This is a genomic window from Shinella sp. R2-11, from assembly GCF_055330205.1.
In genome coordinates this window covers 830,990-843,983 of the sequence record NZ_JBVAPC010000001.1, presented here as the reverse complement: position 1 = coordinate 843,983, position 12,994 = coordinate 830,990, and the positions used below count along the sequence as shown (strand labels likewise).

Here is a 12,994-nt window from a genome sequence, read left to right as displayed (position 1 = left end):
GATCGATGTCCGTGATGTCGGTTCTCATCCGCGTAGGCATGTTGAAAGTCTGAAAGATGATCCCTGCCGAGGTTGTGCGTGATCTTTCCCTGATCGCCGAGATCGTCAATATGGGGGAAACCCCGGAAAAGCTCAGCAAATCCTGGATAGGCGACCTGATCGACTGCTACGGCATCACCTACAAGCCGGCGATAACCGACGCCGACCGCGACGACCTGTTGCGGCTGGCCGACGAGTTCCGCATCATCTTCTCCATGCAGGCGGACGACCTCGCGGATTTCTCCAACAGGGTCCTCGAAAAGATCCGCTTCTCGCCCCGCATTAAGAACCACGGCGGCTTCGGCTGGCACATCCATTATTTCGACGAGGATTTCTCGTTCGGCGGACGCACCCGCTCGAATGCCGCCATGTCCATCATGTCGCTGATCGTGCATGAGGAAGCCTCCCGCCTCAAGACCTGCAAGGCCATCACCTGCAGCAAGGTCTTCGTCGATACGACGCGCAATTCCTCCAAGGCCTATTGCGACGTGAAGACCTGCGGCAACCGTGCGCATGTCGCCCATTTCCGCGCCCGGTCGCTGAAACCGGCGCTGCAGGGCTAGAACCCGGTCAGCAATTCGATCTTCGAGCCGTCCATGAAGCGGGACAGGCGGAATGCGCGCGGATCGACGATCGGCGTGCGGCCGGTGACGATATCGGCCATCAGCCTGCCGGCGCCCGGCCCGATGCCGAAGCCGTGGCCCGAAAAGCCCGTGGCGATGTGGAAGCCGGGAAGGCTGTCAACCGCGGATATGACGGGGATCGCATCCGGCGTGACATCGATATAGCCCGCCCAGCGCTGCGCGACCTTCGCCTTTTCGAACACCGGATAGGCCGCCTTCAGCCTCGCAAGCGCGGTGTCCACCATCCTGACGGACGGTTTCGGATCGAGCACGCGGCAATATTCGAAGGGGCTCGGCTCGTCCAGCGCCCAGCGATTGGGGATGCGCGCCTCGTCGAGGAAGCGCCATCCGAAGCGGAAGGCCAGCGCGCGCCATTCCTTGCGATAGGCGGGCAGGAAATCGAGCGCATGGCGAAAGGCCTTCGGCACGATATCGACGATGTTGCCGTGGCCGGAGGCGACCGTGTAGCCGCCGTCCTCGCGCCGGCGTAGCGCGAAATCGTCGCCCCAGACCGCCGGCCCCGGCCCGCCCTCCAGCGGCTCGGTGCGCAGCACCGAATTGAGGACCTTCAACTGCGGCAGGTGGAGGCCGAGCGTGCCGGCAAACAGGTTGGACCACGCCCCGCCGGCCAGCACCACGGCCTTGCAGGCGATGGGCCCGCGCTCGGTGACGACGCCGCTGACGGCGCCGGCGGCGGTTTCGATGCCGCGCACGGCGCATTCGGTCAGTACCGCCGCGCCTCTTGCACGCGCGGCTTCGGCGATGGCGGGCGCGGCTCTCTGCGGCTCCGCCCTTCCGTCGATGGCCGTATGGAGACCGCCCTTGAGAGCCATGTTCCAGCCCGGAAACATCTCGCGCAGCCCGGCGGCGCTCAGCAGGCGGCACCGGAACGGATAGCCGTCGAGATTACGGCTCCAGCGCTCGTTCGCGGCGCATTCCGCCTCGCTCGCGCAGGTGAAGACGATACCGGCGCGGCGATATCCGAGGTCCCGGCCGGTGCGCTGGCCCAGCGTCTCCCATATCCGCAGCGCCTCGGCCATCAACGGCACCTCGCGCGGGTCGCGCATCGAGATGCGCACCCATCCCCAGTTCCGGCTCGACTGCTCGTGCCCGATGCCGCCCTTCTCGCAGAGCGCCACGCGCAGCCCCATATCCGCGAGTTCCAGCGCCGTCGACGTGCCGATGATCCCGCCGCCGATCACGACGACGTCCACCTCCTTCGGCAGTTCGGCATCTCCGTGGACAGGCACGACATAGGGTCCGGGCATCGAGGCGCTTCCATCTTTCCGGCGGTTGATCGAAATCCGGGCGTGCCCATCAGACGGAATGAGAGGGCAGGTCGAAAGCACCGTGCCGCCCGCGCAACGTCACCCGCAGCTCCGGCCGCTCGGCCAGGACGACCGGGATATCGAGACCGAGGGCCTCGTAAAGGGGCCGGATCTCGTCGCATAGCGGATGAGCGACCACGAAACGCTCCAGGCTGCACCCTTTCGGCGCTTCGGCGGAGGGGTGATTGGGCGTATCCCATTGAGACACGAGCGGCAATGCAATGCCGAAGCGCGTGGGCTCGACGGCGAGATAACGCCATTCCAGCATCTCGCCGCGCAGCGTCCGGCGGCTGCCGGCGCGGATTTCGGCGGACAGGCCGAAGTTCTCCAGAACAGCCTTCGCCGCATGGATGTCGTCCGTCGACACGACGAACAGGTCCATGTGATAGCCGGGCTGGGCGGCCATGCGTGCCCCGTTGCCGATCACCGGCTGGTCGGGATCGGGCGCGTCGATGGCGAGATAGAGACCATCGGCCAGCGACAGGAGTGCGTTGCGCGTTCCCATGCCCGGATGCGAGCCGCCGGGCGCGGCGCGAATGCCGCTCCAGGCTTCCACGGCGTCGACGGCGTCATCCAGCGAGGGGGCGGACCAGGCGAAATGGTCGAGTTTCATGTCTTTCTCCAGATCGGTAGCGTCACAGGACGTTTTGCGGGGCGGCGAAGAAGCGCTCGCGGAACCGCTGCAGGCGGAAGGGTTCGAGCGGGATCGTCGTCGCGCCTGTGTCGATCAGTTCCGCAAGCGTATCGCCCACGCCCAGCGATATGCCGAAGCCGTGGCCGCTCATGCCGGTCGCGATCACCAGATTGCCGCGATCGCTCACCTGGTCGAGAACCGGCACGCCATCCGGCGTGATATCGATGCGACAGGCCCATGTCTCGACAAGCGCCATGTCGTCGGTGATGCCGAAGGCGGCCTTCGCGGCGGCGCGGCTGCTTTCAAGCACGCCGCCACTGGCCGGAACCTGCGGGACGCGCAAGGCCTCGTAGCGGTCGGGCACGCCGGAGAGATAGGCGCTCACCATCCTGCTGTCGTCCCGGAAATGGCGGCCGATATTGACGCGCGTGCCCTCACGGCTTGCAAACAGCGTGCGGACATAGCGCGGCGCGTAGCGCAGGCTGCGGAACGCCGCGTCATAATCGAGCGGCCCCTGCAGGCCGGGCGCGATGGTGAGGCCTCCGTCGTGGCGCGGCCGCACGAGCGCCTTGTCGAAGATGGTCGGTAGGGCGATTCCATGATCGAACGGCGCGGTGCGGCCCACCGAAACGCGCAGGTCCACCTGCGGAACGGAAATTCCGTAGCGGCGCAGGAAGACACTACTCCACAGCCCCGCAGCGACGACGACCGTTTCCGCGCGCACCTCGCCCTGCTCGGTGACGATCCCCGCCACCTTGCCGGCCTGCATGAGCAGCCCCTCGACCAGGCAGTTTTCCCTGACATCGGCGCCCTTGCGGGCCAGCGCCCGCGCGATGGCCGGGGCAGCGAGGCTGGGCTCGGCCCGGGCGTCGCTCGGCGTGTAGAGGCCGCCGAGGAACGGCGCCTGCAGGCCGGGATTGACGGACCGGATGCCGGACGAGGCGACAAGCGTGCTGTCCACGTCGAATTCGCGGGCGATCTCCAGCCAGTCGCGCATCCGGCCGAGCTTGTCCTCGTCCGAGGCGAGCGCGATGATGCCGCTGGCGCGGAAGCCGGTGACGTCGCCGATCTCCGCGTCGATGCGGTTCCACAGATCGAGGCTGCGCTTGATGAGCGGCATTTCGCGGCGGTCGCGGCCCTGCTTGCGCACGAAGCCGGAATTCTTGCCCGACTGCTCGCCCGCGATCCGTCCCTTCTCGTAGACGCCGACGGAAAGGCCCCTGCCGCTCAGATACCAGGCGATGGCGCATCCGATGATGCCTCCGCCGACGATTGCGACATCAACACGCTTCAGTTGTTTGGATGACATTTTCTCTTTCCGGCGGGAGCGATCAGAGGATCTGATCGAGGAACAGTTTCAGGCGGTCGGACTTCGGATTGTCGAAGATCTCGGCGGGGGTGCCCTGCTCGATGATGCGGCCCCGATCCATGAAGACAACGCGGTCGGCGACGCGGCGGGCAAAGCCCATCTCGTGCGTGACGACCGCCATGGTCATGGGGCTGCCATCCGCGGCGGGGCGGCGGGCAAGGCTTTCCATGATCTCCAGCACGCCCTTGACCAGCTCCGGGTCGAGCGCGGATGTCGCCTCGTCGAAGAGCATGATCCTCGGGCTCATGGCGAGCGACCGGGCGATGGCGACACGCTGCTGCTGGCCGCCCGACAGGCGGGCCGGCAGCGAATCCAGCTTCTCGCCGAGCCCCACGCTGCGGAGCGCGCGGATGGCGATCTGCCGGGCCTGCTCGTGGTCGATATGGCGGACCTGCTCCAGCGCGAACATGACGTTGCTGAGGGCCGACATGTGCGGGAACAGGTTGAAGCTCTGGAACACCATGCCGACATCGGCGCGCAGGGCGTTCAGCGGTCCCTCCCTGGTCGGGAAGGGCTGGCCGAAGATGTCAAGCGTGCCCCCATCCACCGGCTGGAGCCCGTTGATGCAGCGCAAAAGCGTGGACTTGCCCGAGCCGGACGGCCCGATCACGCACACGACCTCGCCGGTCCTGATCTCGAAGCTGACATGGTCGAGGGCGCGGAAATGGCCGAAATCGACCGTCAGGTCCTTCGCCTCCACCAGCACCTCGCCGGCAGCGGCGGCCCGGCGCGCCGCCTGTGGTACAGGCAGAGCCGGCGTTTCCGCGCTTTCGGCGGCGGGGGCGGCGGCTTCCGCCTGCCGCCTGCGGGCGAAGAACGCGCGCAATGCCGCGGGCAAAACGGGCCGGCCGTTGCGCATTTCCCTGTCGAGATAGTTCACCAGATGCGTCATCGGGACGGTGATAACGAGATAGGCGATGCCGACGGCGACCAGCGGCGACAGGTTGCCGGTGCGCTGGGAAATGTCCTGGCCGATGCGGTAGAGCTCGCGCTCGCTCACCATCAGGCCGAGCACGAAGATCAGGCTCGAATCCTTGATGATGTTGATGAACTGGTTGGTCAGCGCGGGAATGACCCGGCGGATGCCTTGCGGGAAGATCACGCGGTACATTGTGCGGTGCTTGTCCAGCCCGAGCGAGCGGGCCGCTTCCGTCTGGCCCCTGTCGACGCTCTGGATGCCGGCGCGCAATATTTCCGCGATATAGGCGCTGGCAACGATGCTGATCGCGATGATGCCGTAGGGATAGGGATTCTGCCCGAAGGGCCGGAAGCCGGCGAAGGGCAGGCCCTGCCCGACGATGAAGATCGTGACGATGGCCGGCAGGCCGCGGAAGACATCGATATAGACCTTGGCGGCGACGCGCACGACCGTCACCTGCGAGATCGCCATCAGCGACAGGGGCGCGCCGATGATGATGCCGATGATCGTCGAATAGAGGGAGATGGTGATGGTATTGTAGTAGCCGACGCGCAGGATATCGGGGACCACCTGCAACATGTAGGAGAGATTGAAGAATGTATCGAGAATCCCTGACATGTGGTCTCCTGCGGGAACGGGCATCGTATCGTACGACGGCCCCGCGCGGGCGTGGCCGTCGTAGTGCGAGGATCAGCGGGTCGGCATGAAGTCCGGGCCGGGCAGCGTGGGAACGCTTTCCCCGACCCACTCCTTGTAGATCTTCGCGTAGGTGCCGTCCTCGATCATGTCGGCGATCGCCTTGTTGACGGCGGCCAGCAGGTTCGGGCGATCCTTGGCCACGCCGATGCCGGCCGGCTGGTCGTCGTTGGGGATGGAGACCACGACCGAGAGCGGACGCTGCGAGGACGCGACATAGGTCGCCGCCAGCCCACCGTCGAAGAAGGCCGTGTCGACCTGGCCGGACTGCAGCGAGATGAGGAGCGCGGCCGAATCCGGGAATGGAACGATCTGCGTGTCCTTGTAGGTCTCGTTGGCATAGGTCTCCTGGATGCTCGCGGCGATGACGCCGAGACGCTTGCCGGCAAGGCCCGCCTCGTCCTTGATGCCCGAATCCGAGGGCGTCAGGATCGTGTAGGAGCCGACGAAATGCGGGCTGGAGAAATTGATGATCTCCTTGCGCGGGATAGTGATGGAGTGCGAGCCGGCCGAGATATCGCAGACATGGTTGGCGACCGCCGCGAAGATGCCCTCGAAGACGGAGATGCGGTATTCCGCCTTCAGGTCCAGCCGCCGGGCGATGTCCTTCGTGAAGGACACTTCATAACCCTGCATTTCGCCATCGATGACCGACGACATCGGCGCATTCGCATCGGTGACGCAGACGGACAGCGTGCCGGGATTGTTCAGTTCCAGATCCGTGCCCTGAGCGAGAGCCTGGCCGGACCAGGCGACCAGGATCGTGCCGGCTGCGAGACGAAGAAGTCCATTGCTTGCCATGTGCGTATTCCCCTTTTTGATGGCGTGCGTTGGCTGCTGCGGCCACGGCCTCGACCGTGCGAGCGGTCACAACGTAACATCAGTAATTAGCGTGTCAACATTTGATAATTACATTGCGCTGCCGCTTTCCCGGGACCTCGTACGGCCTGCAGAGCAGCGCGCGGGCCGGGGCTGGGCGGCCTCGAAGCAGCCGTGGGAAAAACAACATGTGGCTGGTGCAAGTGACGAATAGCGGAAGTTGACAACGTCGCCGGGGATGACCTATGCGTTACCCACGGTAATGGATTCTGCCGGGCATCACGCCGAACCGCTTCCCAGACGAAGCTGATGACTCCTACTCAACGCGAGCCACGCGAAGGAGTAGAGTCGTGCCCGGAATTCATCTCTCATGTTTTCTGAACCTGCCTGCCGGCTTTGACGGAGCGTCCTTCGCATGACGCCCGCATCGATCTTCGGCCTTCGTCTTCAGCAGATCCGCAGCCTTGCCAAATGGATCGTCATCGTTGTTCCGATGGCGATTGCCGTCGGGTCGCTGGTCGCCCTGTTTCTCTGGAGCCTCGACCGGGCGACGGCGCTGCGCTTCGAATTCCCTTGGCTCATCTACTGCATGCCCGTCGCGGGCTTCGCGATGGTCTGGGCCTACGGCAAGTTCGGCAAGGCCGCCGAGGGCGGCAACAATCTCATCGTCGACCAGATCCATGAGCCGGGCGGCGGCGTGCCGCTGCGCATGGCACCCTTCATCCTGGTGACCACCGTGCTGACGCATCTGGTCGGCGGCTCGGCAGGGCGTGAAGGGACGGCCGTCCAGCTCGGCGGCAGTCTGGCGAGCGCCTTCGGCAAGCTATTCGGGCTGACCCCCGGCGATATCCGCATCCTGCTGATGGCGGGCATCGCGGCGGGCTTCGGCGCGGTTTTCGGAACGCCGATCGCCGGTGCGATCTTCGCGTTGGAAGTCCTCACCATCGGCCGGATGCAGTACGAGGCGCTGCTGCCGTCCCTGCTCGCCGCCGTCGTCGCCGACTGGACCTGCCACGCCTGGGCAATAGGCCATGTCCATTATTCGATTTCCTATCTGGGGGGCGCAGGCGAAGGGATGGCCTTCCATCTCGATGCCCTCCTGATGCTGAAGGTGGTGATTGCGGGAGTGGCCTTCGGACTGGCCGCGCATCTGTTCGCGGAACTCTCCCATCTCGCATCGTCCGCCTACAAGGCGATCCTGCCCTACGCGCCGCTGCGGCCGGTGCTGGCAAGCGCCATTCTGATCGGTCTCGTCCATCTTCTCGGCACGCGCGAATATCTCGGTCTCGGCGTCTGGTCTCCAAACCCCGAGGACGCGACGATCCTCGGCTTCTTCAATCCCGACCATGTCGACTACGGCAGCTGGGCCTGGAAAGGGCTGTTCACCATCGTCACCCTGAGCGCCGGCTTCAAGGGCGGCGAGGTCACGCCCCTGTTCTTCATCGGAGCGGCCCTCGGAAGTGCGCTCGCCGGCGTCCTGGGCGCACCCCCGGACCTGTTCGCGGGCCTCGGTTTCGTGGCCGTCTTCGCAGGCGCGACCAACACGCCGCTCGCCTGCATGATCATGGGCATCGAACTCTTCGGGGCCACGCATTCCGTCTATCTCGCGGTCGCCTGCTTCGTTGCCTATCTCTGCAGCGGCCATTCCAGCATCTATCTCTCGCAACGCGTCGGCGTGCCGAAGACCGCGGCCGGCAACGACATCCCCCCGGACATTTCCATCCGCCACATGCGCGCCATGAACGCCCAGGCCATGGGCGACCTCATGAGTCGGGCGCGCCTGCGCAGCCTCCGCACAACCGCAAACCTCCAGGAAAGGCCCATCGTCATGACCAGCCACAAGCTCTCCTCCCGCGAGGTCGGGATGGTTCGCATCTACATGAAGCCGCGGGAAAAGGCGGTCGGCCAGGGCACATGGTTCGGCGGCGGCAGGCCGCTCTACCGCGAACTCGTGATGCAGGCGAGAGCGTCCGGCATCATGAATGCCGTCGCCCACCATACCCATTTCGGCTATTCCAACAGCGGCAAGCTGCAGGACGAGGGTTTCGAGATCCCGAACCCGGACCTGACCATGTGCGTCGAACTCATCGCCGACCGCGGGCAGCTCGAACATTTCTGCCGGACCCACGGCACGCTCTTGAAGAACAAGGTGATCATCTACAAGCACATCGAGCACTGGGACGTTCTCGGCCACGAGATAGCGACCGAAGAAGCCTTGAAGGAAACAACGCTCTAGGAAACGTCACTCAAGTCGGCCGCATTACGGGCAACGGGCACGTTCCCTTAGCGGAGCCGTGCCAGCGCATCGGCGATGCGGTCGATGGCCAGCGTGAGATTGTCGCGCGAGGTGGCGAAGGAAAGGCGGATATAGGGCTCGACGCCGAAGGCGGCGCCCGGCACCGTCGCGACCTTGCCCTCCGTCAGCAGATAGGAAGCGAGCGCCGTATCGTTGGCGACGACCGTGCCGTCCGGCGCGGTCCGGCCGATATAGGGCGCGCATTTCGGGAAGAGGTAGAAGGCTCCTTCCGGTGCACGCACCTCAAGGCCGGGGATCGCGCCAAAGCCCCTGGCGACGAGTTCGCCGCGCGCCCGGTATTCGGCGACGGCCGACGTCACGAAGTCCTGCGGGCCGTTCAGTGCCGCCGCCGCCGCGACCTGCGTGACCGACGAGGGGCAGGTGGTGCTCTGTGACTGCATCTTGTTCAGCACCCTGGTGAGGTCCTTCGGTCCCGCCGCATAGCCGAGCCGCCAGCCGGTCATCGCATAGGCCTTCGAGACGCCGTTGATGAGGAGCGTGCGGTCGCGCAGATCCGGGCAGGCATTGGCGAAGGAGGTGAAGGGCACGGAGCCGCAGACGATGTGCTCGTAGATCTCGTCCGACATGATGGCGACATGGGGATGACGGGCCAGCACCTCGCCCAGCGCCTTCAACTCGTCGGCGGCATAGATAGCGCCGGTCGGGTTGGAGGGTGAGTTGAAGAGGAACCAGCGGGTCTTCGGCGTGATCGCCGCCTCCAGCCGTTCCGGCGTGATCTTGAAGGCATCCTCAACGCCGCAGGGCACGATGACCGGCTTGCCGCCGTGCAGGATCACGATATCCGTGTAGGACACCCAATAGGGCGCGGGCACCACGACCTCGTCGCCCGGCTCCAGCGTACCGAGGAAGGCGTTGAACAGGATCTGCTTGGCGCCGTTGCCGATGGAGATCTCGTCCATGGCATAGTCGAGGCCGTTCTCGCGCCTGAATTTCCGGACGATGGCCTCGCGCAGTTCCGGCAGGCCGTCGGGCGCGGTGTAGCGCGTGATGCCGCGCTTCATCGCATCGACGGCGGCGTCCACGATATGGGCGGGCGTATCGAAATCCGGCTCGCCGAGCGAGAGGTCCACCACGTGCTCGCCCCGCGCCCGCATCGCCTTGGCGGCGGTGGAAATCGCCATGGTGGGCGAGGACTTGATGGTGGAAACCCGTCGGCTTTCAAATGCGATCACGGTCGTGCTTTCTCTTAATTGCCGCAAGGGCGGCCTGTTCTTCAATGGTTCAGGATCTGGCCGAGGAACGCCTTGGCGCGCGGCGATTGCGGGTTCGAGAAGAACTCGTTCGGCGGTGCGCTTTCGATGATCTGGCCACCATCCATGAAGATGACGCGGTGGGCGACGGCGCGGGCGAAGCCCATCTCGTGGGTCACGCAGATCATCGTGATGCCGTCCTCGGCGAGCGAGATCATCGTATCGAGCACTTCCTTGACCATTTCCGGATCGAGGGCGGAGGTCGGTTCGTCGAACAGCATGACCTGCGGGCCCATGCACAGCGCCCGGGCAATCGCCACGCGTTGCTGCTGGCCGCCGGAAAGCTGGGCAGGGTATTTGTTCGCCTGCTCGGCGATGCGCACCCGCTCCAGGTAGCGCATCGCGGTTTCCCGCGCCTCCTTGTCGGAAACGCGCTTCACCCGCTTCGGCGCCAGCATGCAGTTTTCCAGCACCGTCTTGTGCGGGAACAGGTTGAAGTGCTGGAACACCATGCCGACATCCCGGCGGATATGATCGGCATTCGTGCCCTTCTTGCCGAGCTCGATGCCGTTGACGGAGATGCTGCCGCCCTGCGTCTCCTCCAGATAGTTGATGCAGCGGATCAGCGTCGATTTTCCCGAGCCAGAAGGGCCGCAGAGCACGATATGCTCGCCCTTCTTCACCTCCAGGCTCACCTTCTTGAGAACGTGAAGAGGCCCATACCACTTGTCGACGTCCACCATTTCAATCGTCTTGTCTGCCATTGGCGTCTCCTTTTGCAGTATGGGCCGTCTGATGCTTACTTGGCCGTGAAGGTGATACCGTCCATGGCTGCCGGCATGTCGGGGAACGGCGCGCCGAAGTGCTTCTGGTAAAGCTCGTTCAGGCTGCCGTCCTTCTTGTGGCGGGTCCAGAAATCACCTGCCCATTCGCCCAGTTCCTTGGACTTCGGGCTGACGGCGATGCCTTCATATTCGGTCGACAGGACGATCTTCTGCTCATACTTGCCGGGCGCGGCCTTCTCGACGCCGCCGAACTGGTGGCTGTAGCTACCGAGATATTCGACCTGGCCGGACAGCAGGGCCTGTACGGCGGAGGACGCGTCGTCAAAGCGCTGGATGGTCGCGTCCGAGGGTGCCGCTTCCGTGACGGCCTTGTCCATCGAGCTGCCCTTCTCGACCGCGATCGTATGCCCGGAAAGCTCCTCGATCTTCGAGACGCCGTCCTTGGGGCCGTAAATCGCGGCATTGATCTCCGCATAAGGCGCGATGTACTGCACGACCTTCGCGCGGTCCGGGTAGATGCCCATGACGCAGATCAGCATGTCGACCTTGCCGGTCATCAGCTGCGGAATGCGGTTGGCGCTGGTGATCGGCACATAGGCGACATCGACGCCGAGTTCCTTTGCCATCATCCGGGTGATGTCGATGTCATAGCCTTCGTTCTTGCCGTCGGCGTTGATGTAGCTGAAAGGCGGCTGGTCGGTGACGATGCCGAAGGTGATCGTGCCCTTCTGCTTGATCTCCTCCAGGGTCGCGGCCTGCGCCGCACGGATGTTGGACATGCCGGCGGCACCCGCCACGAGAGCGACGCTGGCGAGAGCGAGGAAGCTGCGGCGGCCCAGGCCATTTTTCAAGGATACCATTCTGTTCACCTCTATATTGTTGATCGGCATAGCAATTCTGGTCAGCGTGCCGAGTTCGCCGATTTCTTAGCGTCCGAAGGACATCTTCCTTTCCAGCCGGCCGCTCAAAAGCGAGAGGGGCCAGCAGATCGCGAAATAGACCGCGCCGACGATCCCGAAGACGAAAAGCGGCTGGAAGGTGTTGTTGGAGATGATCTGGCCGGCGCGCGTCAGCTCCGTGAAGCCGATGATGGCGACCAGCGAGGTGCCCTTGACGAGGCCGACCATGAAGCCGATCGTCGCCGGCAGCGAGATCTTGAAGGCCTGCGGCAGGATCACGTCGATCATCCGGTGACGGTAGGGAAGGCCGAGGGCGCGCGCCGCTTCGGTCTGGCCGCCCGGCACCGCCTCGATGCCGCCGCGCCAGATTTCCCCGAGAAAGGCGCTGGTATGTGCCGTGAGGCCGATGGCGGCCGCGACCCAGGCGCTGACATCGAGCCCCACCAGCGCGACGCCGTAATAGAAGACGAAGAGCTGCATCAGGAGCGGCGTTCCCTGGAACACCTCGATATAGAGATAGGCGAACCACCGCGGGATGGCATAGCTGCTCGTCCGCATCAGGGCGACAAGGACCCCCACAATGCCGCCGCCGACGAAGGCGACGAGCGACAGCAGGACCGTCCACCTGAGGCCTTCGAAGAGCATCCACAGATCGTTGACCGAAAGTTCTCTGATCATGGTCCCGGCCTCACTTGATCGGATAGGAGAAGTAGATGCGGCCGAACAGCCGGAGCAGTGACGACAGGCAGACGGAAAGCGCGAGATAGATCCCTGTCACGACGAAGTAGACTTCGAAGCTGCGGAAGGACTCGGCCTCGATCATCTGCGCGGAATAGGTCAGCTCCGGCGCGGAGATCGACGCCACGACGCTCGAGGTCAGCAGGAGCAGCACGAACTGCGAGCAGAGGCCGGGATAAACCGAGCGGACGGACGGTTTGAGGACGATATCGAAAAAGATCTGCCGGCGGTTGAGGCCGAGCGCTTTCCCAGCCTCGATCTGCCCCTTCGGCAGGCCGTCGACGCCGCCGCGCAGGACTTCCGCGATATAGGCCGCGGTGTTGATCGTCAGCGCGGTGATCGCCGCCGCCGAGACCGAGAACTTCAGCCCGACGGCCGGCAGGCCGAAGAAGATGAAGAAGAGCTGCACCAGGAAGGGCGTGTTCCGGATGACTTCGATGAACACCTGCGCGGAAAAGCGGGCCGGCCAGACGTCGCTGCGCCGCATGACCATCACCACGATCCCGAGTACCAGCGCAAGGGCACTGGAAATCCCCGTGTAATAGAGGGCGACCAGGGTACCGTTCAAAAGGGTGCGCCAGGCATCCCATACCGCAGAGAAGTCGAATTCGTATCCCATATCCGTGCTCGCCATTCCC

At 64.6% G+C, this 12,994-nt stretch carries 12 protein-coding genes and 1 riboswitch; of the genes, 2 read left to right on the top strand and 10 right to left on the bottom strand.

Going from position 1 to position 12,994, the window contains the following annotated elements; translation table 11 throughout:
• Positions 1-56: 56 nt before the first annotated feature.
• The gene (locus ACZ1A1_RS03955; RefSeq protein WP_463618858.1) at positions 57-602 is read left to right on the top strand and encodes a CGNR zinc finger domain-containing protein; all 546 of its coding nucleotides are present in this window, start codon (positions 57-59) and stop codon (positions 600-602) included.
• Here the strand turns inward: ACZ1A1_RS03955 and ACZ1A1_RS03950 are convergent.
• The 5 genes from ACZ1A1_RS03950 to ACZ1A1_RS03930 all read right to left on the bottom strand — a co-directional run bounded on the left by ACZ1A1_RS03950 (position 599) and on the right by ACZ1A1_RS03930 (position 6,409).
• A complete protein-coding gene (locus tag ACZ1A1_RS03950; protein WP_463618857.1) occupies positions 599-1,930 on the bottom strand; it encodes an NAD(P)/FAD-dependent oxidoreductase in 1,332 nt (443 codons plus the stop codon). The genes ACZ1A1_RS03955 and ACZ1A1_RS03950 overlap by 4 nt on opposite strands.
• A 49-nt stretch (positions 1,931-1,979) precedes the next feature.
• Positions 1,980-2,603, bottom strand: coding sequence for a VOC family protein (locus ACZ1A1_RS03945; protein WP_463618856.1), 624 nt, complete (start codon positions 2,601-2,603; stop codon positions 1,980-1,982).
• 22 nt (positions 2,604-2,625) lie between these two features.
• Positions 2,626-3,933 carry an NAD(P)/FAD-dependent oxidoreductase gene (locus ACZ1A1_RS03940; RefSeq protein WP_463618855.1) on the bottom strand — a complete coding sequence of 436 codons (1,308 nt, stop codon included), beginning with the start codon at positions 3,931-3,933 and terminating at the stop codon, positions 2,626-2,628.
• A 22-nt stretch (positions 3,934-3,955) separates the two neighbouring features.
• Positions 3,956-5,530, bottom strand: a complete 1,575-nt coding sequence (locus ACZ1A1_RS03935) for an amino acid ABC transporter permease/ATP-binding protein (RefSeq protein ID WP_463618854.1) — start codon at positions 5,528-5,530, stop codon at positions 3,956-3,958.
• A gap of 72 nt (positions 5,531-5,602) precedes the next feature.
• Positions 5,603-6,409 carry an ABC transporter substrate-binding protein gene (locus ACZ1A1_RS03930; protein ID WP_203316827.1) on the bottom strand — a complete coding sequence of 269 codons (807 nt, stop codon included), beginning with the start codon at positions 6,407-6,409 and terminating at the stop codon, positions 5,603-5,605.
• 267 nt (positions 6,410-6,676) lie between these two features.
• Positions 6,677-6,753: riboswitch (Fluoride riboswitch) on the top strand.
• Between the two features lie 89 nt (positions 6,754-6,842).
• Here ACZ1A1_RS03930 and ACZ1A1_RS03925 point away from each other — a divergent pair.
• The gene (locus ACZ1A1_RS03925) at positions 6,843-8,663 is read left to right on the top strand and encodes a DUF190 domain-containing protein (protein WP_463618853.1); all 1,821 of its coding nucleotides are present in this window, start codon (positions 6,843-6,845) and stop codon (positions 8,661-8,663) included.
• 47 nt (positions 8,664-8,710) lie between these two features.
• Here ACZ1A1_RS03925 and ACZ1A1_RS03920 read toward each other — a convergent pair whose 3' ends face one another.
• The 5 genes from ACZ1A1_RS03920 to ACZ1A1_RS03900 form a co-directional block, all read right to left on the bottom strand.
• Positions 8,711-9,865 carry a pyridoxal phosphate-dependent aminotransferase gene (locus tag ACZ1A1_RS03920; RefSeq protein WP_463618953.1) on the bottom strand — a complete coding sequence of 385 codons (1,155 nt, stop codon included), beginning with the start codon at positions 9,863-9,865 and terminating at the stop codon, positions 8,711-8,713.
• Positions 9,866-9,957: 92 nt separating this feature from the next.
• Positions 9,958-10,698, bottom strand: coding sequence for an amino acid ABC transporter ATP-binding protein (locus ACZ1A1_RS03915; RefSeq protein WP_415214105.1), 741 nt, complete (start codon positions 10,696-10,698; stop codon positions 9,958-9,960).
• Positions 10,699-10,733: 35 nt separating this feature from the next.
• Positions 10,734-11,579: a transporter substrate-binding domain-containing protein gene (locus ACZ1A1_RS03910; RefSeq protein WP_463618852.1), complete on the bottom strand. Its 846-nt coding sequence runs from the start codon at positions 11,577-11,579 to the stop codon at positions 10,734-10,736.
• Between the two features lie 66 nt (positions 11,580-11,645).
• Positions 11,646-12,293, bottom strand: a complete 648-nt coding sequence (locus tag ACZ1A1_RS03905) for an amino acid ABC transporter permease (RefSeq protein WP_463618952.1) — start codon at positions 12,291-12,293, stop codon at positions 11,646-11,648.
• 13 nt (positions 12,294-12,306) lie between these two features.
• Positions 12,307-12,975, bottom strand: coding sequence for an amino acid ABC transporter permease (locus ACZ1A1_RS03900; RefSeq protein ID WP_463618951.1), 669 nt, complete (start codon positions 12,973-12,975; stop codon positions 12,307-12,309).
• Between the last annotated feature and the right edge of the window lie 19 nt (positions 12,976-12,994).

Bases quoted from the DNA above. Each gene is read 5' to 3' on its own strand.
- ACZ1A1_RS03955 (WP_463618858.1), top strand. From the start codon at position 57: ATGATCCCTGCCGAGGTTGTGCGTGATCTTTCCCTGATCGCCGAGATC.
- ACZ1A1_RS03950 (WP_463618857.1), bottom strand. From the start codon at position 1,930: ATGCCCGGACCCTATGTCGTGCCTGTCCACGGAGATGCCGAACTGCCG.
- ACZ1A1_RS03945 (WP_463618856.1), bottom strand. From the start codon at position 2,603: ATGAAACTCGACCATTTCGCCTGGTCCGCCCCCTCGCTGGATGACGCC.
- ACZ1A1_RS03940 (WP_463618855.1), bottom strand. From the start codon at position 3,933: ATGTCATCCAAACAACTGAAGCGTGTTGATGTCGCAATCGTCGGCGGA.
- ACZ1A1_RS03935 (WP_463618854.1), bottom strand. From the start codon at position 5,530: ATGTCAGGGATTCTCGATACATTCTTCAATCTCTCCTACATGTTGCAG.
- ACZ1A1_RS03930 (WP_203316827.1), bottom strand. From the start codon at position 6,409: ATGGCAAGCAATGGACTTCTTCGTCTCGCAGCCGGCACGATCCTGGTC.
- ACZ1A1_RS03925 (WP_463618853.1), top strand. From the start codon at position 6,843: ATGACGCCCGCATCGATCTTCGGCCTTCGTCTTCAGCAGATCCGCAGC.
- ACZ1A1_RS03920 (WP_463618953.1), bottom strand. From the start codon at position 9,865: ATGGCGATTTCCACCGCCGCCAAGGCGATGCGGGCGCGGGGCGAGCAC.
- ACZ1A1_RS03915 (WP_415214105.1), bottom strand. From the start codon at position 10,698: ATGGCAGACAAGACGATTGAAATGGTGGACGTCGACAAGTGGTATGGG.
- ACZ1A1_RS03910 (WP_463618852.1), bottom strand. From the start codon at position 11,579: ATGGTATCCTTGAAAAATGGCCTGGGCCGCCGCAGCTTCCTCGCTCTC.
- ACZ1A1_RS03900 (WP_463618951.1), bottom strand. From the start codon at position 12,975: ATGGGATACGAATTCGACTTCTCTGCGGTATGGGATGCCTGGCGCACC.